The sequence below is a fragment of the Rhodococcoides sp. S146-33 genome (assembly GCF_059489205.1).
Genome location: NZ_JCAJWY010000001.1, coordinates 864,960 through 886,934, shown reverse-complemented (window position 1 = coordinate 886,934; position 21,975 = coordinate 864,960). Strand labels below are relative to the sequence as shown.

Annotated in this window: 20 protein-coding genes and 1 pseudogene; 8 read left to right on the top strand and 13 right to left on the bottom strand. The window is 64.9% G+C overall.

Annotated features, from left to right (window positions below; genetic code table 11):
* Nucleotides 1-29 precede the first annotated feature (29 nt).
* The 3 genes from AC5WEY_RS04235 to AC5WEY_RS04225 are packed head-to-tail and all read right to left on the bottom strand — an operon-like array spanning nucleotide 30 to nucleotide 3,825.
* Nucleotides 30-1,532 carry a glycoside hydrolase family 183 protein gene (locus AC5WEY_RS04235; protein WP_495644814.1) on the bottom strand — a complete coding sequence of 501 codons (1,503 nt, stop codon included), beginning with the start codon at nucleotides 1,530-1,532 and terminating at the stop codon, nucleotides 30-32.
* A 57-nt stretch (nucleotides 1,533-1,589) separates the two neighbouring features.
* A complete protein-coding gene (locus tag AC5WEY_RS04230) occupies nucleotides 1,590-2,876 on the bottom strand; it encodes an MFS transporter (RefSeq protein ID WP_495644813.1) in 1,287 nt (428 codons plus the stop codon).
* Nucleotides 2,877-2,886: 10 nt separating this feature from the next.
* Complete coding sequence (locus AC5WEY_RS04225) at nucleotides 2,887-3,825, bottom strand: NAD-dependent epimerase/dehydratase family protein (protein ID WP_495644812.1); 939 nt, start codon at nucleotides 3,823-3,825, stop codon at nucleotides 2,887-2,889.
* Between the two features lie 117 nt (nucleotides 3,826-3,942).
* On the opposite strand from AC5WEY_RS04225, the gene AC5WEY_RS04220 reads away from it, so the two are divergent.
* Nucleotides 3,943-4,632: a TetR/AcrR family transcriptional regulator gene (locus tag AC5WEY_RS04220; protein ID WP_495644811.1), complete on the top strand. Its 690-nt coding sequence runs from the start codon at nucleotides 3,943-3,945 to the stop codon at nucleotides 4,630-4,632.
* 95 nt (nucleotides 4,633-4,727) lie between these two features.
* Entirely contained in the window at nucleotides 4,728-5,336 is a 609-nt protein-coding gene (locus tag AC5WEY_RS04215; protein ID WP_057478356.1) for a YqgE/AlgH family protein, read from the top strand.
* 104 nt (nucleotides 5,337-5,440) lie between these two features.
* Here AC5WEY_RS04215 and gad read toward each other — a convergent pair whose 3' ends face one another.
* From gad to AC5WEY_RS04195, 4 genes are read right to left on the bottom strand one after another with little or no spacing between them, the layout of a single operon-like run.
* The gene (gad, locus tag AC5WEY_RS04210) at nucleotides 5,441-6,802 is read right to left on the bottom strand and encodes a glutamate decarboxylase (RefSeq protein ID WP_495644810.1); all 1,362 of its coding nucleotides are present in this window, start codon (nucleotides 6,800-6,802) and stop codon (nucleotides 5,441-5,443) included.
* A 34-nt stretch (nucleotides 6,803-6,836) separates the two neighbouring features.
* Nucleotides 6,837-7,838 carry a bile acid:sodium symporter family protein gene (locus AC5WEY_RS04205; RefSeq protein WP_495644809.1) on the bottom strand — a complete coding sequence of 334 codons (1,002 nt, stop codon included), beginning with the start codon at nucleotides 7,836-7,838 and terminating at the stop codon, nucleotides 6,837-6,839.
* A gap of 9 nt (nucleotides 7,839-7,847) precedes the next feature.
* Nucleotides 7,848-8,828 (bottom strand): DUF1648 domain-containing protein, encoded by a 981-nt coding sequence (locus tag AC5WEY_RS04200; RefSeq protein WP_495644808.1) that lies wholly within the window; start codon nucleotides 8,826-8,828, stop codon nucleotides 7,848-7,850.
* A 4-nt stretch (nucleotides 8,829-8,832) separates the two neighbouring features.
* A complete protein-coding gene (locus tag AC5WEY_RS04195) occupies nucleotides 8,833-9,237 on the bottom strand; it encodes an SdpI family protein (RefSeq protein ID WP_057478493.1) in 405 nt (134 codons plus the stop codon).
* A 68-nt stretch (nucleotides 9,238-9,305) separates the two neighbouring features.
* Here AC5WEY_RS04195 and leuS point away from each other — a divergent pair, with 68 nt between their 5' ends.
* On the top strand, nucleotides 9,306-12,128 hold the full coding sequence (gene leuS, locus AC5WEY_RS04190; protein WP_495644807.1) for a leucine--tRNA ligase: 2,823 nt from the start codon (nucleotides 9,306-9,308) through the stop codon (nucleotides 12,126-12,128).
* 29 nt (nucleotides 12,129-12,157) lie between these two features.
* Nucleotides 12,158-13,177: pseudogene (locus AC5WEY_RS04185) on the top strand (alpha/beta hydrolase fold domain-containing protein).
* A gap of 30 nt (nucleotides 13,178-13,207) precedes the next feature.
* On the opposite strand, the gene AC5WEY_RS04180 reads toward AC5WEY_RS04185, so the two are convergent.
* Nucleotides 13,208-13,633 (bottom strand): pyridoxamine 5'-phosphate oxidase family protein, encoded by a 426-nt coding sequence (locus tag AC5WEY_RS04180; protein WP_057478350.1) that lies wholly within the window; start codon nucleotides 13,631-13,633, stop codon nucleotides 13,208-13,210.
* Between the two features lie 88 nt (nucleotides 13,634-13,721).
* On the opposite strand from AC5WEY_RS04180, the gene AC5WEY_RS04175 reads away from it, so the two are divergent.
* The 3 genes from AC5WEY_RS04175 (at nucleotide 13,722) to AC5WEY_RS04165 (ending at nucleotide 15,855) form a co-directional block, all read left to right on the top strand.
* Nucleotides 13,722-14,447 (top strand): molybdopterin-dependent oxidoreductase, encoded by a 726-nt coding sequence (locus AC5WEY_RS04175; protein ID WP_495644806.1) that lies wholly within the window; start codon nucleotides 13,722-13,724, stop codon nucleotides 14,445-14,447.
* Entirely contained in the window at nucleotides 14,431-15,045 is a 615-nt protein-coding gene (locus AC5WEY_RS04170) for a cytochrome b/b6 domain-containing protein (protein ID WP_495644805.1), read from the top strand. Before AC5WEY_RS04175 ends, AC5WEY_RS04170 begins: the two co-directional genes overlap by 17 nt.
* Before the next feature lie 144 nt (nucleotides 15,046-15,189).
* A complete protein-coding gene (locus AC5WEY_RS04165; protein WP_495644804.1) occupies nucleotides 15,190-15,855 on the top strand; it encodes a hypothetical protein in 666 nt (221 codons plus the stop codon).
* A 114-nt stretch (nucleotides 15,856-15,969) separates the two neighbouring features.
* On the opposite strand, the gene AC5WEY_RS04160 is transcribed toward AC5WEY_RS04165, so the two are convergent.
* From AC5WEY_RS04160 to AC5WEY_RS04145, 4 genes are all read right to left on the bottom strand, one after another.
* On the bottom strand, nucleotides 15,970-17,076 hold the full coding sequence (locus AC5WEY_RS04160) for an outer membrane protein assembly factor BamB family protein (protein ID WP_495644803.1): 1,107 nt from the start codon (nucleotides 17,074-17,076) through the stop codon (nucleotides 15,970-15,972).
* On the bottom strand, nucleotides 17,073-18,275 hold the full coding sequence (locus tag AC5WEY_RS04155; RefSeq protein ID WP_495644802.1) for a hypothetical protein: 1,203 nt from the start codon (nucleotides 18,273-18,275) through the stop codon (nucleotides 17,073-17,075). The genes AC5WEY_RS04160 and AC5WEY_RS04155 overlap by 4 nt, the downstream gene beginning before the upstream one ends.
* Before the next feature lie 323 nt (nucleotides 18,276-18,598).
* Nucleotides 18,599-19,270, bottom strand: coding sequence for an SDR family oxidoreductase (locus tag AC5WEY_RS04150; RefSeq protein ID WP_495644801.1), 672 nt, complete (start codon nucleotides 19,268-19,270; stop codon nucleotides 18,599-18,601).
* 48 nt (nucleotides 19,271-19,318) lie between these two features.
* Nucleotides 19,319-19,834, bottom strand: coding sequence for a DinB family protein (locus AC5WEY_RS04145; protein WP_495644800.1), 516 nt, complete (start codon nucleotides 19,832-19,834; stop codon nucleotides 19,319-19,321).
* A 106-nt stretch (nucleotides 19,835-19,940) separates the two neighbouring features.
* On the opposite strand from AC5WEY_RS04145, the gene ggh reads away from it, so the two are divergent.
* Entirely contained in the window at nucleotides 19,941-21,278 is a 1,338-nt protein-coding gene (gene ggh / locus AC5WEY_RS04140; protein ID WP_495644799.1) for a glucosylglycerate hydrolase, read from the top strand.
* A 9-nt stretch (nucleotides 21,279-21,287) separates the two neighbouring features.
* On the opposite strand, the gene AC5WEY_RS04135 is transcribed toward ggh, so the two are convergent.
* On the bottom strand, nucleotides 21,288-21,974 hold the full coding sequence (locus tag AC5WEY_RS04135) for a thioesterase domain-containing protein (RefSeq protein ID WP_495644798.1): 687 nt from the start codon (nucleotides 21,972-21,974) through the stop codon (nucleotides 21,288-21,290).
* Between the last annotated feature and the right edge of the window lies 1 nt (nucleotide 21,975).

The following is a 21,975-nucleotide window of genomic DNA, read 5'->3' as shown; positions in this document are numbered from 1 at the left end:
AAACTTCGTAGTCCACTACGAATTTCCATTCACGACGAGCGAAGCTCGGCCTTGACGAGATAGACGTTGTAGCTGTCCCACTCCGAGATGGTGAAGTACAGCTCGTTCGCCGTCGACCAGGGGTGGATGAATCCGCCGTACGCCTTCGGGTACTCGGCGGTGTCGATCAGCGTGCTGGGCGGGGTCCACTCCCCCTGCGGTGAATTCGCTTCTCGCAGAACGATATCGCCGCGTATCGGATCGAGGTAGGTCATCTGCCACAGGTCTCGGGACTCGTCGTGATGGACAGACAGTTCCCCGGCCATACCGTCGGCGATGGGGGTGGCCTCGTTCGAGTCGACCGGAGCCCAAGTGCCCTTCACCCAGTACTGGTAGGCGGTCTTGTTCAGTACGTCCGCTTTCGGGACCCGAGCGAGACCGACCTGTCCGACGCGTCCGTTGACGGTACCGAACATGTAGACGTACTCCCCCGCCGGGACCATCGTCGACACCTGGAACTTGGAGAAGCCGAACACGTTGTCCCACTTGGCATGATCGTCCTTGACCCAGGTGGAACCGTTGTCGTCGGAATAGGCGATGCCGCCGTAGTTGGTCCACCACAGCCCGGGGATCGAACTCCAGCGCCTGATGGACATGTACGACATGTACTGCCGATCGTCGACGGCGAACCCGGAGGTGGGAATGACCGTGGTCTCCCAATTCTTGATCTTGCGCGACGGCAGCAATTCGGCTGCGTGACAACGGGAATCCTGCACCATCGAGTCCAGGGTCATACCGTCGGACAGGTCGGCGTCGGTGCTGTGTCCCAGTACGTTCGAGCGCCAATCGTCTCCGCCGACGACGCCGAACTGCCACCCCTTGCCGAAGGAATCGCCGAATGCGACGGCGACCTCGCCCGGTTTGCTCTCCCACATGATGCCGAGGTCGGTGCCGTCGACCTGCCAGCGCTTGTCGGTGCGGTTCTCCGATCCCGGTCCGGTCAGCTGCGAGACCACATCGACTGCTCCGACGGCGGGCGCGGCCGGCGGTGTTGTACTCGGCCCGGGCTCTGCTGCGGTGACGGCCGGGGCAGGCGGCGGTGTTGCCGGAGTGCCACCGGGGCCGGGGATCGGGATGGGGATGGTTTCGGGCTGTGGGTCGATTTCGATTCGAGGGAAGGGCAGGCGGCCTGCAGACCCTGTTCCGGACGTGGGTGATTCGGTGGGGTCGGTCAGGTCCGGGCAGGGGTCCGCGCATGGGTCGCTGAGCGGATCTGGCTGGACGCGGGTGGTGTTCGGCGGCGGGTCGGGTACCGGAACGAGTTCGAGGGACGGATACGGCACCGGTATCACCAGGCGGTCCGGTAGCGGGGGGAGCTGCGGCGGGTTACCCGGGCCGATGGGTTCGGGTGGGTAGTCCTTGGGGTCGAATCCTGTTTCGCCGCAGGAGTTCACCGGGGGTGGGGGTGCGGCGAATGCCGGGGGCGCAGCAAGGACGGCTGTTCCCGCGGCGACCGCGACGATGCAGCCGAGCGATGTTGTACGGCCGTACATACGGTTCCCCATTCCTCCGACGAAACCTCCCGGTCCGATACGGAAAGGTACACCACGTCAGCGGCGTGTGCGCCTGCTGACGAGGGCCACTGCAACCAAACCGAGGGCATAGAGACCCGCTCCGGCGAACACCAGGGCGTGCGCGGTGGGATCCTGGCTCAGATCGGTGGTGGTGGGCCCGACGGCGAAGGCGGCAGCGGCCAGAGCGCCGACGAACGCGATGTTGAAGACCGTGTCCTGTAGCGCAAACACGCGTCCGCGATGGGCATCGTCGATCTCGATCTGCATCGCGGCGTCACCGCTGAGTTTGACGGTCTGACCGGCGATCCCGAGAAAGAAGGCGCCGATCAGCAGGCTGTTCTGGGTCAGGCCGGAGACGGCTCCGAGCTGCGCCGCGATGGCGAGGACGAGGGCGGTGGCGATCGTGGGGGTCCGCCCGAACCGCGGAACGACGAACGGGGTGATGACGGCGGCGAGGAACATGCCGACGGCCGTGGCACCGACGGCTATCCCGAAGCCCGCGAGCCCTCCGGGCAAAGTGCTCGCAGTGGCCTCGCGCAGCACCAGCACCATGATCAACGTGTTGATACCGAACACCACGCGATGTGCGCCGATACCGATCATCGCGGCCGTCACACCGGGTGCACGCCAGACGGCGAGAGCACCCGACTTCAGCCCCGCAGCAACATCTTCGAGGGGATTCTCGGTTCGGATCTCGGTGCCCGGTCCGAGTGACCGCGGTCGGAAGCGGGCCGCCGCGATCGCTCCGACGATCGACCCGGTGGCGGCGACGCCCACTGCAATACCCGAGCCGAGATCGCCGGCCCCGACGACGCTGATCACGGCGACGGCGAGACCGGCACCGGCGGCCGCGAAGCCGGACCCGACGGTGGCCAATACCGAGTTCATCGGGACCAACCACGACTGCCGAACCACGTGGGGCAGTGAGGCCGAGGCCCCGGCCAGGACGAATCTGCTCAGCCCGACGGTGGCCAGCGCCAACAGCAGCAACGGCGTCGCGTCGACCCCGGCGCACAGCAGGACGGCAGTGGCCACGATCAGAACGATCCGAACGATGTTGGCCCACAACAGAACCGACCGTCGGTCCCAGCGATCGAGCAGGGCTCCAGCGAACGGCCCGACCAGCGAATACGGCACGAGCAGCACCGCGAATCCGGCCGCGATCTCGGCCGGATTCGTCGCGCGTTCGGGGTTGAACAGAATCGCGCCGCTCAGTGCCGCTTGGAACAATCCGTCGCCGAACTGACCGGCGAACCGAACGGTGGTGAGCTTGCCGACTCCCGGGGACTCGCGTAGGCGGGTACGGAAGGAGGCGTCGTTCACCGAGGGGACTCTAGTTGCCGCTGACGACCGCAGGAACCGCAGCCTTCCACCACGCCATCGTTGCGGCGGTGCCGTCGGCGAGCGAGGTGGGTCCGAGTCCCAGGATCGCCTCACTGCGGCTGGAGTCGAGGAGGTAGGGGTAGCGGAACTGGTAGAGGGTGTCGCCGAGTTCCTTCATCGGCCCTGGCATGACGCTCAGTGCGCGCATCACCCAGGCCGGAATGGCACCCACCTTGGGAGTGGGCACGTGGGCTGCAGCAGAGAACATCTCGATCATCGAACGCTGCGATACCGCGGGAGCGGTAGGTGCGTGCAGGACGGTGTTCCAGGTCGTCGGTGACGCGGCGGCGATGATCATCGCCGCCGCGAGATCCGGGACGTAGGTGAACGAGTGGGGTAGGTCTGCGGAGGCGATGACCCGGATCGTCTTGCCGGCCAGAATCGGTGCGATGACTCGCTCGCCCATGTGGGACGAGATGAGACGGGGCCCGTAGAAGTCCGAGGCCGCGACGCTGACGGTGGGAGTCGAGTGCTGGTCGCGAGCCGCCAGGAGCTGGGTACGCACACCCAGTTTCCGATAGGTGGCGTCGCGGGGAGTGTCCTCGCGGATCGGACCGTCGACGCGGCCGTAGGCGTAGAGACTTTCGGGGAACGCGACGATCGTGCCCGCGGCTGCGTCGAGCACCCGCTTTTCCATCGCTTCGAGCTTGTCTCGCCAGACAGTGTTTTCGTAGGCGGCGTGCGTGCAGTGGTAGACGGCGGTGGCACCGTCGAAGTGGGGGCGCAGGTCGTCGGACTCGATGTCCACCGATCGTCGCTCGATCATCGGGTGCTCGGGTCCGCTGCCGGAACGCGTGAGGATTCGGACCGAATGGCCCTGCGCAGCAAGTTGTTCTGCGACAGTCCAGCCGACGGGCCCGGCTCCGGTGACGACGTGTAGTTCGGTCATGATGTGCTCCTCGGATAGAAACGAGAGCGGTGCTCTCTGTTGATTCGAGTGTGCACCGTCTCCGGAGAAAAAGCAAGAGCAGTGCTCTCTCGAAAGAGCAGCAGTTACAATGACCTCATGGCGAGCACCCCCCGCACCCGAGCCCGCGCGCAGACCTTGGCCGACATCACCCGTATCGGGCGCGAGCATCTGGCCGCAGGTGGTGCGGCCGCACTGTCGTTGCGCGCCGTCGCGAGAGACCTCGGCGTCGTGTCCTCCGCGGTGTACCGATACGTCTCGAGCCGGGACGAATTGCTGACCCTGCTCGTCGTCGACGCCTACACCGAGCTCGGCGACACCGTCGACGCAGCGGTGGACGCCGCCGAGGGACCGAAGGAGAAGTTCCTGGCGCTCGGCCGAACGGTGCGGCAGTGGGGATTGCGAGAGCCGGCACGGTACGCGTTGGTGTTCGGCAGCCCCGTACCCGGCTACCACGCCCCCGCCGAGCAGACCACCGGGCCGGGTACCCGCGTGATCACAACGCTGGTCAAGGTCCTCGATACTGCCTGGGCGGGCACTCGGCTCGCCGCTCCGACCGATGTCCCGGCACCGGCATCACTGCACGGCAGCTTCGAGGAGATCCGCCGGGAGATGGGGACAGGCCTACCCGACGAGCTGATGGCCCGAGGAGTGATGGTGTGGGCGTCGCTGTTCGGCGCAATCAGCTTCGATGTGTTCGATCAGTACGGTGCCACGACATTCGCCAGCAGGGACGACTTGTTCGAGTATCAGTTGGGATTGTTGACGAAGATCGCCGGGCTCGAGTAGGAGCTGGGGCGGGAGTGGAGCCTGCGGAACGACCCAGGGGGACTGGCCGCGTCGCTTGCGCCACATCCGGCGGTGCGCGGTGCCACAATGGCTACGTGGCAACGCATGCGGAGGAACCCGAGGACCAGACGGCGTCGGCCCTGCGCGATGTCCGGCCCGGCAGTCTGTTGGTGTCGTCGATCGAGCTCGTCGAGCCCACATTTCGACGCACTGTCATCTACATCATCGAACACAACGATGCCGGCAGCCTCGGCGTCGTCATCAATCGTCCCAGTGAGACCGCGGTGCAGAATGTGCTGCCCGACTGGTCCGAGCTCGCCGCCAAGCCGCAAGCGCTGTATGTCGGCGGTCCGGTCAAGCGCGACTCGGCCCTGTGCCTGGCGACACTGCGAACCGGGGCCTCGATCGACGGCGTTCCCGGATTGCGCCGCGTCGACGGCCGAGTGGTGATGGTCGATCTCGATTCCGATCCCGCCGATATCGCCCCGTTGATCGAGGGCGTGCGGGTGTTCGCCGGCTACTCGGGTTGGACTTTCGGGCAACTCGAAGGCGAACTGGACCGCGAGGACTGGATGGTGTTGTCTGCCTTGCCATCCGATGTCATCGGCCCACCGCGCATCGATCTGTGGGCACACGTGCTGCGTCGTCAGCCGATGCCGTTGGCGTTGCTCGCATCCCACCCGATCGACGTCGACCGAAACTGAGCGGCTGCGCCGCACGTGCACGGCAGTGCCTTCGGGTCGTTCCGCAGGCTCCACTCCCGCCTCGTAGCAGTGGTCGAAGTTTCGCTCACATGCGGCGGAGCCGCTCAATGGGCGAAAGCCTGCGCGCTCGAATGCCCGCCCGACTTCAGGCCATCGATCACCTCGTCGATGGCAATGCACAGCATGCGACCGAGATCCGCGCTGAAGCCCTCTCGAACCACGATTCGCAGTACTGCGACGTTGGTTGCGTTGTCGGGCATCGTGTATGCCGGTACCTGCCAACCGCGGGCGCGCAGCTCGTGGGACACGTCGAACACGGTGAAGTCGCAATGGTCCTTCAGCATGAACGAGAGCACGGGAATGGCCGATCCGTCGGTGATCACCTCGATGTCCGGGTGCTTCTCGAGGTGTCGGCTGACGCGAACAGCAGTGTCGCGCAACGCCTTCATGATGTCGGTGTAGCCGGAGCGGCCCAGCCGTAGGAAGTTGTAGTACTGACCGATCACCTGGTTGCCCGGCCTGGAAAAGTTCAGCGTGAAGGTGGGCATGTCGCCGCCGAGGTAGTTCACGCGGAACACCAGGTCCTCGGGAAGGTCTTCCTTGGTCCGCCAGACGGCGAATCCGATTCCTGGATAGGTCAATCCGTACTTGTGCCCGCTGGCATTGATCGACTTGACCCGAGGCAACCGAAAGTCCCATTCGAGTTCCGGATAGAGAAACGGGACGACGAAGCCGCCGCTGGCCGCGTCGACGTGAACCGGGACGTCCGGCCCACCGTTGTCGGCCATCGCGTCGAGCACAGCGCAGATCTCCTGCACCGGTTCGAGTTCTCCGGTGAAGGTGGTGCCGAGGATCGCGACCACACCGATGGTGTTCTCGTCCACCGCGTCTCGAACCTGCTCGGGGGTGATGACGTACCGGCCGCGCTCGACCGGTAGGTACTTCGGCTCCACGTCGAAGTAGCGGCAGAACTTCTCCCACACCACCTGAACGTTGCTGCCCAGCACCAGGTTCGGAGTCCCGGTACCGGCTCCTTCGGCGCGCCAGCGCCACTTGAGGGCCAAGCCGGCCAACATGACGGCTTCACTGGATCCGATCGTCGATACCCCGGTGGCCGACGACGGGTCCTCGCGGTCGAGTCCGGGGGCATGGAACAGATCGGCGACGATGTTGACGCACCGTTCCTCGATGGCGGCGGTGGACGGATACTCGTCCTTGTCGATCATGTTCTTGTCGAACGTTTCCGCCATCAGCTTCTCCGCCTGGGGATCCATCCAGGTGGTGACGAACGTCGCCAGATTGAGGCGCGAGCTGCCGTCGAGCATCAGTTCGTCGTGAATGTAGCGGTAGGCCGCGTCGGGGTCGAGTTGTTCCTCGGGAAGTCGTAGTGCAGGAACAGGATTGGTGGCGAGCCGGCCGGTGTAGGCCGCCGAGACGACTCCGTCGGTATGACGCTTCCTGGTCATTGTCTTCTCCCCATCGCCTCGAGTGACATCCAACCTAGTCCGCCGCGGCGGCCGCTGGGCTCGGTTGCGGTTCCGGTCGTCGGGCGAAGCGCTGAGCGATCACGGTGCACACCATCAACTGGATCTGGTGGAAGAGCAGCAACGGCAACACGATCAGCCCGACGGGTTGGCCGACGAACAGCACTGCGGCCATGGGCAGTCCGCTCGCCAGGCTCTTCTTCGATCCACAGAACAGCAGCACCAGGCGATCCTCGAGCGGAAAGCCGAACCATTTACCGGCGTACCAGGTGATCGTCAGTACGACGGCCAGTAGCACCACGCAGACTCCGACGACGACGGCAATGCGCCACACCGCCACCGAGGACCACACCTGCTGGTTCATCGCCTCACTGAACGCGGCGAACACCACCAACAGTATCGAGCCGCGATCGACGAGCTTGGTCGGTGCGCTGTGCCGCGTCAACCATCCCGTCACCCAGGGCCTGACCAACTGACCGACGGCGAAGGGCAGCAGTAACTGGATCACGATGTCGAGGATCGAACTCGGATCGATGCTCACCGACCCGGTGGTGGTCATCAACGCGATCACCAGCAGGGGGGTGACGAACACTCCGATGATGTTGGAGAACGAGGCACTCACCACCGCGCCGGCGACATTGCCGCGAGCGATGGAGGTGAAGGCAATCGAGGACTGCACGGTCGAGGGCACGAGACACAGAAACAGCACCCCGGTGTAGAGGTCCTCGCTGATCAGGCCGGGTTCGAGTATCCGCAGGGCCACACCGAGGGCGGGGAACAGCAGGTACGTCGACGCCAGGATCACCGAGTGCAGCCGCCAGTGTTTGACGCCTTCCCAGGCATCCCGCGGCGACAGCCTCGCTCCGTAGATGAGGAACAGCAACCCGATTGCGATCCGGGTGACCCAGCTCAGCACGTCCTCGGCCGTGCCCGTCGCCGGGAAGAGACTGGCCAGTACGGCCACGGCGAAGATGCTCAGCAAGAAGGGATCCAGCACGGTATCCCGCAACAACTTCACTCGGCCGACTCAATCAACCGTTGTGCTGCGGGTGCGGGCGGTCAAGCTGTTCAGAGTGCCGGCAATCGTGTCGGCCTGGTCGGAACCGATGGTGAGCCGGTCGCCGTTGGCGAAGGTGACAAAAGCGGCGGGGCCGGATTCGGTCGCGACGGCGTAGTTTCCGCGCCCCTTGGCCCGCAGACCCCAACCGCCGAAGTCCTTACCCGGATCGACTGTCCGCACCGAGGCACCGGTGATCTCGTCGATGTCGTAGTCGAAGGCCGCCATGCCCAGGCTGGATACGTAGAGCACGTCGCTGTCGATGTGCACGGTGAAGCGCAGCAGCGACAGAATCAGAATTGTCAGCGGGACGAAGAGAAAGATCGGCCATGGCGAGCTGGTCAGGTAGCAGGTCAGCGCGGCTCCGGCGAGAGAAATCACGACGACAGTGATACCGGCGACACGACTGGCGCCGACGCGGACCACCAGGGGTAGTTCGGGATTGCAGCGCGGGAGATCGGCGTGCGGCGCGGACGTGGCGACGACGCGTTCGCGGTGGTCGCGCAGCTTGGACGCACCGAACAGCCCGGCGGCGAATCCGATGACGGTCCCCATGGCGATGGCCCAGCCAGGGATGGTGACGCTCTGGCCGGACTCGAGGTCCAACTCCCGGGTCAGGGTGGCGATCTGCAGAACGCCGATCATTCCGACGACGGTCAGCCCGATGACGAGCATCGTGCGGCGCATGATCAGCAGCACCCGGGCCAACGACGCGACTGCACTGCACCCGCCGCCCACCAGCACGATCACGATCGCGAGGGTCCAGGTGTTGGAGAGCGGGTTGGAGAAGTCGTCCGGTTCGGTACCGCTGAAGTGGGTGGCGACCTCGTCCGGTAGTCGGGCCTGCCACAGGTAGGCAAGAACGAGACACAGGGCAGCGACCGCAAGGGGAACGGCAACGCCGAAGACCACCCCAGCGGGATCGAATGTGCGTGACGCTCTCGTCTTCATCTGCTCAGCTCGGCTGGCAAGCGTCCTTGAGGCTGCACGAGATGCAGGACTGTCCGCATCCGTCCGCCTCGGCGGGGGCCGGGACGGCGGCCGCGGCGCGGGCCCCGATGGATCCGCCGGCTGCGGCGATGAACAGCGCGGCCACGAGGGCGACGACCACTGCGACGACGGCCGAGACGCCGCTCAGAGCAAGAGCGGCGACTGCGCCGAGGGCCAGCACCAGTGCCGATGCCGCGGTCGTGGGACCTGCAACGCGATTGGCCAGGACGAACGTCTCGTCGTCGCGCATGGCCTCGGCGGTGCGGACACCGGCGAAACGGTTACGTGGGAGCCGGCCCAGCAGCGACAGGGCGGCTACAGCGCCGACGATGAGGGCGAGTACGAACAACACAACCGCGACGATGACCACTTCGCCAGGATACGGCGCAGCGAGGTCCTGGTACCAGGCGGGCCGCGTCACACTTTAGGCTGGTCGATGTGACCGATTCCGTTGACGCACCCACCGAGTCCGCCCCCGAGTACCGCTACACAGCCGAACTCGCCGGGCACATCGAGGAGCAGTGGCAGGACCTGTGGGAGACCCAGGGCACCTTCGACGCACCCAACCCGGTCGGCACGCTCGCCGGAGACGTCCCGAAAGACAAGCTGTTCGTCCAGGACATGTTCCCGTATCCGTCGGGCAGCGGACTGCACGTCGGCCATCCCCTCGGCTACATCGCCACCGACGTCTTCGCGCGCTACCACCGCATGCAGGGACGGAACGTGCTGCACGCGCTGGGCTACGACGCGTTCGGATTGCCCGCCGAGCAGTACGCCGTGCAGACGGGTACGCATCCGCGCAGCACCACCGAGGACAACATCGTCAACATGCGACGTCAGTTGCGTCGCCTGGGCCTGGGGCACGATCGTCGACGGTCCCTGGCGACGACGGACGTCGACTTCTATCACTGGACGCAGTGGATCTTCCTGCAGATTTTCAATGCCTGGTTCGACGACGAGCTCGGCAAGGCGCGGCCCATCTCGGAACTGGAGGCCGCATTCACCTCGGGTGAGCGGACTCTGGACGACGGCCGCTCCTGGGAGTCGCTGACCGTCGGCGAGCGCCGTGAGGTGATCGACGGCTTCCGGCTGGTGTACGAGTCCAACTCGATGGTCAACTGGTGCCCCGGCCTGGGTACGGTGCTGGCCAACGAAGAGGTCACGGCCGACGGGCGGAGCGATCGCGGAAACTTCCCGGTGTTCCGAAAGAACTTGCGGCAGTGGATGATGCGCATCACCGCGTACTCCGACCGGCTCGTCGACGACCTCGAGTACCTGGATTGGCCCGAGAAGGTCAAGACCATGCAGCGCAACTGGATCGGACGCTCCCGCGGTGCGCAGGTCTCGTTCTCCGGCATCGAGGTGTTCACCACTCGCCCCGACACTCTGTTCGGCGCGAGCTACGTGGTGCTCGCCCCCGAGCACGAACTGGTCGACGGGCTGATCGCTCCCGAGTGGCCTTCGGACGTCTCCGACACGTGGACCGGCGGAGCCGGGACCCCCGCGGAAGCCGTTGCGGCATATCGGGCGTCGATCGCCGCCAAGTCCGATCTGGAGCGGCAGGAGAACAAGGAGAAGACCGGCGTCTTCATCGGTGCCTACGCCGAGAACCCGGTGAACGGCGAGCAGGTGCCGGTGTTCATCGCCGACTACGTGCTCACCGGTTACGGCACCGGCGCCATCATGGCCGTACCCGGCCACGACGCGCGTGACTGGGAGTTCGCTACGGCATTCGGTCTGCCTGTGCGCGAGGTCATTTCGGGCGGAGACGTCACCGAGGCAGCCTATGTCGGCGACGGCGCGCTGGTGAACTCCGGCTTCCTCGACGGCCTACCGGTCGACGAGGCGAAAGCCGCTGTCATCGCCCGACTGGAGTCCGAAGGCAAAGGCCGCGGCACCATTCAGTACAAGCTGCGCGATTGGCTGTTCGCTCGTCAGCGGTACTGGGGTGAGCCGTTCCCGATCGTGTGGGATTCCGAAGGCAATCCGCACGGCTTGCCCGATTCTGCTCTGCCGGTCGAACTTCCGGAGATCGAGAACTACGCCCCGGTGTCGTTCGATCCGGACGACGCCGGTTCCGAGCCGTCCCCACCACTGGCCAAGGCCGACGAATGGGTGAACGTAGAACTGGATCTGGGCGATGGGTTGCAGACCTACACCCGCGACACCAACGTGATGCCGCAGTGGGCCGGTAGTTCCTGGTACCAGCTGCGCTACGTCGACCCGACCAACTCCGAGGCCTTCGCGGACCCCGAGAACGAGAAGTATTGGGTGGGGCCGCGTCCGGAGATCCACGGACCCAACGATCCGGGCGGGGTTGATCTCTACGTGGGTGGCGTCGAGCATGCGGTGCTGCACCTGTTGTACTCGCGCTTCTGGCACAAGGTGCTATTCGATCTGGGTCACGTCAGTTCGAGCGAGCCGTACCGTCGCCTGTACAACCAGGGCTACATCCAGGCGTACGCGTTCACCGACGCGCGTGGGGTCTACGTGCCCGCGGCCGAGGTGATCGAACGCGACGGCGGCTACTTCTATCAGGATCAGCCCGTCAACCGCGAGTACGGGAAAATGGGTAAGTCACTGAAGAATTCGGTCTCCCCCGACGAGATCTTCGCCGAGTACGGTGCCGACACCCTGCGCTTCTACGAGATGTCGATGGGCCCGCTGGACACCTCGCGGCCGTGGGCGACGAAGGACGTCGTCGGCGCGCAGCGGTTCTTGCAGCGTGTGTGGCGTCTGGTGCTCGACGAGGTGACCGGCGAGGTTCGCGTCACCGATGCCAAGCCCACCGAGGGCACGCTGCGAGTGCTCAACCGCGTGATCGACGGCGTACACGCGGATTACGCTGCGCTGCGCGACAATACGGCCGGAGCCAAGCTGATCGAGCTGACCAACCACATCACCAAGGCGTACCCCGACGGTGCGCCGCGCGGGGTCGTCGAGCCGCTGATCCTGATGCTGGCTCCGTTGGCTCCGCACCTGTCCGAGGAATTGTGGAGCAAGCTCGGTCACGAGAAGTCGTTGGCGCACGGGCCGTTCCCGCGCGTGGAGAAGAAGTGGCTCGTCGCCGATACCGTCGACTACCCCATCCAGGTCAACGGCAAGGTACGCAGTCGCATCACTGTCTCGGTCGATGCGACGAAGGACGACGTAGAGAAGACGGCTCTGGCGGACGAGAAAATCGTGGCCCTGCTCTACGGCAAGGCCCCGACCAAGATCATCGTCATCCCGGGTCGAATGGTGAACATCGTTCTGAAGTAACCCCGCCTCCGCCGAGCTCGAAGTTATGGATGAAAATCTGGCGATTTCCGTCCATAACTTCGAGTTCGGGAGCTTTTCGTTATCCTCACGACATGACCCAGCCCGGCTTCGGTGCGAACGACGAGCAACCACTGTCCGACCTTGCTCGACAGATGTTGGCGACCGCACCGCCCGCGAGTATTCCGGTGCCGCTCAACGCGGTGTTCAGTCCCGTGGTTCGAGCACTGGCGCGCCGGAGAAACAAGGGTGCCATCGCAGAAGCTTTGCGCCACCATCAGGTCGACGTTCACATCACGGACTACGCGGGATCGACCGTCACCGAGTTGAAACCTCGGAACCACCCTCGTATTGAGGGCGACGACTACCTCGTCTACGTACACGGAGGAGCGTTCGTCGTCGGTGAACCGGTGGACTCGATCGCCGTCGGCCTGACCGCCTCGACAGGGTTGACGTGCTTCTCCCTGCATTACGGCCTGGCCCCGGCCACTCGGTTTCCCACATCGCTGCATCAGGTCGAAAAGGCTTAGGATGCACTCACATCCGGACTATCCGGCCGGCCGGTCCTGGTTGCCACTTCGGCCGGCGCAAACCTGGCACTGGGCGTGCTCGAGCAGTTGCTCGAGCGAGACGGTGCGGGCTCATTGCTGCCCGCCGCCGTGGTGTTGTTCAGTCCCGCTGCCGACCTCCACGACTTCGATTCCGCCCGGCTGGTGAACGAGGGCCTCGATCCGGTCGTGAAATGGCACGGAATGCTGGACAAGGCGTTGCCTGCGTATCTGGGCGGACACGACCCCGACGATCCGCGAGTATCACCGATCCTGGTCGACTTCACAGGCCTGACTGTGCCGACTCTTCTGGTGACCGCGGAGCGCGATCTCCTGCGCCCGGATGTACTGAGCTTGGCACGTCGTCTGGAACAGCACGGGGTGCCCGTCGAGGTGGACGACGCGCCCGGACTCTGGCATGCGTATCAGCAGGTCCCGACTCCGGAAACCGTTGCATCGCTCGAACGTGTCCGACGGTTCGTCTCGGCGCAGCTTTCCGCGTAGCTGCAACCGCGCACTCGGAGATCGACGCGATCAGATGGCCCCGAGATCGGCCGACAACCAATGCTCCGGTTGCAGGTAGAACACCACGTTTTCTTCGTGTTCATTGTTCGCCATCTCGAGGTACCCGTCGACCTTCTCCGGAGGCAGATAGCGGGCTGCCATGGCGCGCAGCAGCTCCGGGGTGCTCGGCTCTTCTCGGATCACCGGACCTTCGGCGCTGACATAGCGGATCGTCGGATCTGACTGTTCGATCATGAGGGTGAATCGCCCTGCAGCCCTGATCAATTGGGCCTTCTTGGACGTCTTACCGGTCAGTACCCAGGCTTCACCGCCGGGGGTGTAGTCGTACCAGATCGGGACCGTCAGCGGGCCGCGATCCGGTCCGGCCGCCACTGACAGCGCGGCGATATGCGATTCGGCCAGATACTCTTCGCGTTCTGCCTTCGACAGTGCCATGTCTCCACGGTAGGACTTCCCGCGTCGAACATCCAGACTTCGAGGGGCGTCAGGTGACGGATCGCCGTCGAGCGTGGACAGTGGAGGGATGCCGATCGACGAGCGAGAGATTCCGGGTAGGCCCGTCGGCCGTCGAGTCGTGCTCGGCCTGGTGGCAGCGGGTGCCGCGGGCATCGTGGGCGGCGGGGCACTGCAGAAGGGTCTCGCGTCCGTGCTCGGCCCACTCGGCAATCACGATCCGACGGGCTTGATCGGACTGATTCCCGTCGGAAACAACTTTCGGTTCTATTCGGTGACGCTGGGCGCGCCGCGCAAGGACGAGAAGTCCTACGCCTTGACGGTGGGTGGTTCGGTCGACTCACCGCGGACGTTCACGCTGCAGGACCTGCGTTCGATGCCGCAGACGTCGTTGGTGCGCGACTTTCAGTGCGTCACGGGATGGCGGGTACCCGAAGTTGCGTGGAGCGGAGTGCGATTGGCCGATATTCTCGATGCCGTCGGACCCACCGCGTCGGCAAACTCGCTTCGCTTCACCTCGTTCGACGGGACCTACACCGAAAGTCTGACGCTCGAGCAGGCCCGTCGCGACGACGTCCTGGTTGCGTTGACCCTGCTCGACGGCCCGGTGACCCACGATCACGGGGGGCCGGTTCGGCTGTTCGTGGCCTCGATGTACGGCTACAAGAGCATCAAGTGGCTGGGCGGGATCGAGCTCACCGACAACGTGGTGCCGGGCTATTGGGAGAATCGCGGATACGACATCGACGCGTACGTCGGCGAATCGAACGGACGTCGTGATGACCCCACGGCTTGACGAACTCGCTCGCTTCGGGCGGGTCGAGCGATACGTGCACTGGGCTGTCGGCATCTTGGTGATCGTGTGCATGGTGACCGCGGCGATTCTGTACATCGGGTCGCTCGCAGTGCTGGTGGGACACCGTCCGATCGTGGAGTTCGTGCACGTGTGGTCGGGCTTCTTATTACCGGTTCCGTTGATCGCCGGTGCGGTATCGAGGGGATACCGACGGGACATGACGCGTCTCAACAGATTCGTCGACGACGACTGGAAGTGGTTGCGTTCCAAGGCCCGTCGTCTCGGCGCGGTGGGGGTCGGTAAGTTCAACGCCGGCCAGAAGTTGAACGGCGCGCTCAGCGGTGGATCGATTCTGGTGCTGCTGCTGACCGGTGCCGTGATGTATTTCCAGAACTGGAGTCCGTTGGACTGGCGCATCGGCGCGACCTTCGTGCACGACTGGTTCGCACTGGGATTCGGCCTTCTGGTCGTCGGGCACATCACCTACGCGTGGCGCGATACCGAGGCGATGCGCGGAATGACGGAGGGCGTCGTCACGCGGGAGTGGGCGGAAAACGAGCATCCGGACTGGGTGGACGAGGGTCCCGCGCGTACATGATGTGCAGAAGCCGACCACGGTGGCAGATGGGGCAGGGTGGAGCTCATGGAACCAGTCGACGGATCTGTTGGGGCGTGGATCAGACCCCGCTTGACCTCATGGAGGACGATCACTGGAGTCATCCCAGGCGGTTATGCACGGTACGTGCGCGTCCTCCACCCCATCGAGTCCGACGACCGACAATCGATACGGTGGCGCGACGTAGCTGCGGTCACCGGCAGGCAGATACATCCTCGAGTCCAGTGGTGGTGCCTGATCGGTTCCGAGCAATCGATCAACCCGTCGAGCGAGCTGTGGCCGGGAAGCGATCCCGAGATAGGTGAACTGCTCCAACCAGACAATCAGACGTTGCTGGATCTGCTCGCGCACCACACCGACACGCCCGACGATGCGTACTTCGCCGTCTGGCTCGGCAAGGCCGCCTTCCATTACGGATCCACAGTCCGATTCGGACCCAGACCCGATGGGCAGACATACTCCGAGCCGGTCGACGTGGCACCGATGGCAGAACTGCTCTTGCATGCCTCGTCGCTCGAACATCCTGGGCGAATGTACGGAGTGCTGTCCGGAGCGCTCGAGGAGGCCGTCACTATCCCCGATCTGCTCGGGTATCTCGGTCCGTCCCCCAACATCGTATGGCCGGCTGATCGGACATGGTGTGTGGCAACCGAAGTGGACTTCGACTCGACCCTGGTGGGCTGTTCGGAAGAAGCAGCACGAAGCCTGCTCGACTCACCCGACCTCGAGACACTCTCCATAGCGCCCGAGGATTCTCTGACCTACGACGCCGACGTCGTGAACACTGCGTGAGTTATTGGAGCAGCACATTCGGCGACAAGGATGGCAATCGGCCTCGCCCACAACAGAATTGCGCACAGCTCATCCCGTCGACAAGTTCAGAAAACCGTATTGCCGCGCACCGAGCTACTCGAGCTGGACCATGACCGCAGAGGAGAGGAAGTACACACCGGATTCGGTTCCGACGATGGACCCGGATTCCGTCGAGCCGCTCGCGTCGGTCGGCACCGGCCACACCCATCTATCGTCTCCGGTGTCGGCTGCGGACGCGATGACCGAGGAACCCGTCGACGTGTACACGGTCTCCCTCAGAGTCGTCGATCCTGCGAACGGCTCCTGAAGGTGCCACACCTCGTTCCCCGTTGCGGTGTCGACAACCGATGTATCCGAACGTAATTCGAGACCATTGACCGCCGCACCTGTGCGGGGATCGAAGAACGCCGCCTCACCACCGAGGGTGACGACTCCGCGCCCATCGTCGATGTGAATCAACGGCCCGTCCAGTCCTTCGTACGGGGAGAACGCGGTGATCGGCAGTGCCCACGCGGCGGCGAGGGCGTCGATGTCACCGCCGTGCAGGGTTGATTCACTGTCCTCCGGATTGCCTTCCAGGACGTAGACCGAGGTGTCGTCGGATTCGATCGCGTACGGGAACCAGCCCGTAGGAATCGGCACCCGCCGCATCGCACCGTCCCGCACACCGATCGCGACGAACGCCGGACTGTTCGAATACGAATCGACACAGAGGATTTCGCCTCGAACGGGTGTGCCGGCGCAACTGTTCAGACCGCCGTCCGGCGACACCGACCACAACACGGCTCCGTCCGTTGCGTCGATCCCCACCAACCGGGCGTCGTCGAGCAGATACGTGCGCGGGTTCGGTAGGCCGACCGCGGCGACAAGAACATCGCCGGCGTCGATGACTGCGTTGTTGCCGGAGTCGAACTGCAGACTCGTCGTCGGTGCGACGAAGGCCGCGAAGTCGCGCCCGTACACCTCTGCGGCATCGATCTGCCACTGCGGATCGTGCGTCGGTGCGGACGACACCTCCGTCGTCGCTGCCTCCCGGGGCGACGACACCGCAGAGGCAGCGTCGGAGGGTTCAGCCGTCGGCCGCTGGTGGGTGACCACCACGGTCACCGCCGCAACGGCGGCAATCATCGCAACCGCGACGGCAACTCCGGCACGCACCGTTCCGGCGCGGCCGTACCCCCTGGGTTCCGAATCGGTCACGGCCACATCGCGATCGGTGTTTGCGCCAGCGCTTCGAGTACGTCGTGTCCGAGTGGTTCGGGAAGCGAGAGCGGTGCGGTCTGTAGTCCGGGTTCGACGTCGGCTGTCGATCGCGCGGACACCTGCACTCCGTCGGGACGGGTGAGGGTCACCGACCTCGACAGGCGGGTGGTCCCGTCCTCCGACACCAACCCCTCGGTGATTCCGGCGTCCTCGCTCTGCATCACCGACCCGTCTGGAAGCGTTCGCGTCACCGGGAGAGGGCCGTACGCCGCATCGGGGTCGTACGGGTCCACCGGAGCCGGCAGCGGTTGGCCACCGATCACCGACACGGACAACCCCATTCGCGCCCCGACGACGTCGAGGTCGGTGCACACGCCGGAGCTGAAGCCGTCGGGAACGAGCGAGCCGATCGGCCGGTCCAGGGTCGGCGCGTTCGGTATGGACGCCCACGTCGCGGTCAGCGCGGCATTCACCGCATCGACGGACTCCCGGCGAATATCTTGCACTGTCCCGGTCGAGGAGGCTGCGTAGACCGAGCAATCCTGCCGGGGCGCAGGCGTTCCGGCCGGAGCAGGTGTGGACAGGGCCAGTTCGGGACGGGCAGCGATGGCCGCGGCCTCGCCGGCATCGAGGGGTAGCACCGTCAGGTCGTTACCGGTGAGGCCGACGCTCACTCGGGTTCCGTCGGGGTGATACGCGGTGGCGCTACGCCAGTACGTTCGCGCCCCCCGCTCCTCGTACCACGTGTCCAACGTGTCGACGACGGTTCCTCCCGGCGTAGTCGTGCGGGAGTCGAGTTCGCCGGCGACACAATTCGGTACACCGGCATCGGCCGGCCCGACAGCGATGGTGGTGTAGGCGGACACCCCGTCGCGGACCACTTGACCGGACGCCGACGTCGTCGGGATCAGTCCTTGCGGACCGGTGTCGCCGAAGTCTTCGACAGGCTGGAACACGAGCGAACTCGATGGCGATGCCAACGCCACGGTGACATCGGCGGGTAGTGCTGCGCGGACGGCGTCCGACATCGCGGATGCTTTACCCGCTGTCAGCCACGGATACGCCGGGTTGTCGTAGTCCGGGGTTGCCCCACCGATAGTGGCAGTGGAATAACGTGTGATCTCGTTGTCTACCGGCGGGGGTCGAACGGAGGTGCACCCCGGAATGTCGACCGGGTACTCCACCGGTTCGGACACGATCTGCGCAGTCCTCTCAGGCGAATCCGGTTCTAATGCTTCGCCATCCTGTGGCAGTAAGCCCGCGACAACGATGCCGATCGATACAACGGACACTATGACTGCAGTATCGATGATCAGAGCATGTCGCCTGGCTTCGGTCACGGTCAGACGATACAGACCGTCAGGGCTGATCGACCCGATTGCGCGCCGGATGGATAATCCTTCGAGGAATGGCTTGGCCGCCTCCCGGACTGTGGCTGACGCCCGGGCGATCGATCGAACCACAGGAATACAGAGTCGTTGTCGTGAACGAAAACTCGACCACTGCTACGAACTTCCGCTCACCTGGTGCGCAGCACCAACTCCGTCGGGTGAGCATCGGCCGGCGTATCGATTGCGTTGCGTACCGCGAGGGCAACGGTGCTGGGCTGCAAGAACTTCGACCCGTCGTACTCTCCACCCTCGTGCGCGACGATCTCCTGCTGCATCTCGGTATCGATGCGGCCGGGATGCACCGAGGTAACGCGCAACGACGGCTCTTCCAGTCGCAGTGCGTCACCGAATGCACGGAGTGCGAACTTGCTCGCCGCGTAAGCGCCCCAACCCGGGTTCGCTCGAATGCCCGCACCCGAATTGATCAGCACCACATGGCCTTTGACGGCACGCAGTGCAGGAAGCAGCAGTCGGGTGAGCTCGACGACCGCGATGACATTCACCTCGTACTGGCGTCGCCAATCATCGGCCGTCGACTCCTCGACGGTCCCGAGCGCCGCCACTCCGGCGTTGTGCACCAACACGTCCAGAGAATCGATGCTCGACGCGGCCGCCGCCACCGCGTCGGGATCGGTCAGTTCCACGGGCCACGGGGTGGACCCGGCCAATTCCGACGCGATCGGCTCCAGAGATTCGGCCGATCGTCCCCCCAACAACACGTGATGGTCCGGAGCGAGGAGTCGAGCGATATGGGCCCCGAGGCCACGGCTTGCTCCGGTCACCAGTGCAGTACGAGTCATACAGTCAGGTTAATTGGGTCGTTCCTGCAGGCTCCACTCCCAGGCTACTCAGAAGCTCATCCCCGCCTCGGAGGCCCAGGTCTGGGTGGTGTTCGCACCGTCGAGTTCCTCGCGAATGATGTCCGCGTGGCCGGCGTGCTGGGAGATTTCGCGCAGGATGTGGAGCACGGTGAATCGGGCACTCTGCCAGATGCGTTCGGGTGCCCAGGGGGCCGTCGGGACCGGCACCGCGAGATCGAGGTCCAGCGAGTCCAGCTCCGCAGAAGTTGCGCGTGCCACCTCTTCCCACTCCGCAACCAAACCCGCCACGGTTTCGTCCTCCGCCATGACGTACTCACTGCCGGCGCTGGCCATGTCGAATTGTGCGGTCTCGTCCAGGTCTGCGATCACCTTCATCCAGTGCCGTTCGTTGCTGACAACGTGGTGCAGAAGCCCACCCAGGGTCAGTTCGCTGGCGGTCGTTCGGGTGCGCGCCTGCTCGTCGGTGATTCCGCGGACGGTGATGAGAAAGTTGGCGCGCTGTTCGGCGAGCAACTTCACGATGTCGGTGCTTTCGGTGGTCATCTTTTCCTCCTGGTGGCTGGTGAAGTTCACACTAGGCTCGATAGAGGACAGCTTCGGTCCGCAATCCAAACGAGCGGAATCCAGCGGATGGACGCAAACTGTCTGCATGGGCGATCGAGGTTTCACTTCCACGCAGTTGGCGGCTCGTGCGGCGTACCTGCTTCGGGGAAACGACCTGGGCACCATGACCAGCGCGGCCCCGAGGCTGTATCCGCACATGTGGAGCTGGGACGCGGCATTCGTCTCCGTCGGTCTGGCACCGTTGAGCGTCGAGCGTGCGGTGGTGGAAATGGACACGCTGCTCTCGGCGCAGTGGAAGAACGGGATGATTCCGCACATCGTGTTCGCAAATGGAGTCGACGGCTATTTTCCCGGGCCGGCGCGGTGGGCCACCGGGACCCTCGCCCCGCAGGCTCCGATGAATCCGCAGACCTCCGGCATCACCCAGCCGCCGGTGCACGCGATCGCCGTTCAGCGCATTCTCGATCACTCCAAGCGCCACGGGCGGACCACGCGTGCCGTCGCCGAAGAGTTTCTCGATCGACGGTGGGGTGATCTGGTGCGGTGGCATCGTTGGCTCGCTCAGGCGCGCGACGTCGACGACAACGGACGCATCGCGTTGTTCCACGGCTGGGAATCCGGCATGGACAACTCGCCGCGCTGGGATTCGGCGTACGCCAATGTTGTTCCTGGAGGGATGGATCCGTACTTCAGGGAGGACAAGGCCGTCATCACCGACGCCTCTCAGCGGCCGAGCAACCTCGAGTACGACCGCTACATCTGGTTGGTGGAGGAGATGAAGCAGGTCGGCTACGACGACGACGCGTTGAAGACCAAGATGAGCTTCGCTGTGGAGGACGTGTTCGTCAGTGCGATCTTCGCGGTGGCATGCGACGTGCTCGCCACCATCGGGGAGGACCATTCGCGTCCGAACTCCGATGTTCGCGAGTTGCGCTCGTGGGCCGAGAAGTTCCGCAAGGGTGTCGTCGCAACAACGGATGCCCGCTCCGGTGGGGCTCGTGACTTCGACCTGCGCACCGGCCAGTGGATCGGTACCGAAACCATCGCGATGTTCGCGCCGTTGCTGTGCGGCGGCCTACCCCGCGAGCAGGAGCGCAACCTGCTGCGAATATTCGAGGGCACACGTTTCTGCGGTCATCCGGATCTGCGGTACGCCGTCCCGCCGTCGACCTCGCCGGTGTCCAAGGACTTCCGCGCCCGTGAATATTGGCGTGGGCCGGTGTGGCCGGTGATGACGTGGTTGTTCTCGTGGGCGTTCGCCCGTCGCGGTTGGTCCGAGCGGTCACTGACCTTGCGGGACGAGGGACTGCGGCAGGCCAGCGACGGAAGTTTCGCCGAATACTACGAGCCGTTCACCGGCAAGCCGCTCGGCAGCATGCAGCAATCCTGGACGGCCGCGGCCGTGCTGGACTGGCTGGGATAGGGCGAGAAATCAGCTGAGGTAGCTGTCCACCAACGGGCCGACGACGTCGAACGAGGTGGCGTCGGGCACGAGGTACTTGGCGACGGTGCCGCACACGAAGGGGTGCCACGCGGAACCGGAGTCGGTTCCCAGGGACGAGACGGCGAGGATGTCGCCGAAGAAGATGCCGGGCAGGTGCCGCTGAACGAGCTCGTCGTTGTGCGCGGCGACAGCCAGCAACTCCTCGACGTGACTGCGATCGATGTCGTCGCCCATGGACGCGAGAAGATCTGCTCCCTCGGCTCGGGCCCGGACCGGGTCGCTGTCGAGCAGCGTCAGTGCGCCGACGGTGACGCCGCGGCTCTGGAGTTCGACGGCGATGGCGTGGGCGAGAACTCCGCCGAACGACATCCCCAGCAGGTGGACTGCACCGGAGGACTGGACGCGAAGGATGTCGTCGGCGTAGGAGGAGGCCAGTGAAGCCAACGACTCGGAGCGTTCACCGGACGTCGGTACCTGCACGCCGTAGATGGGCCGCGCGTCGTCGACGTGAGTGGCCAGACCTGCGTAGCAGTCGACGAGACCCACCAACGGGTGGACGCAGAACACCGGGTCGAGATGACCGGCGGTGCGGATCGGTGCGATGGTCGGCACCGCGTAATCGGACGGGTCGAGCTCCGTGAGAGCCAAGTGCGACAGATCGTTCACGACAGTCATG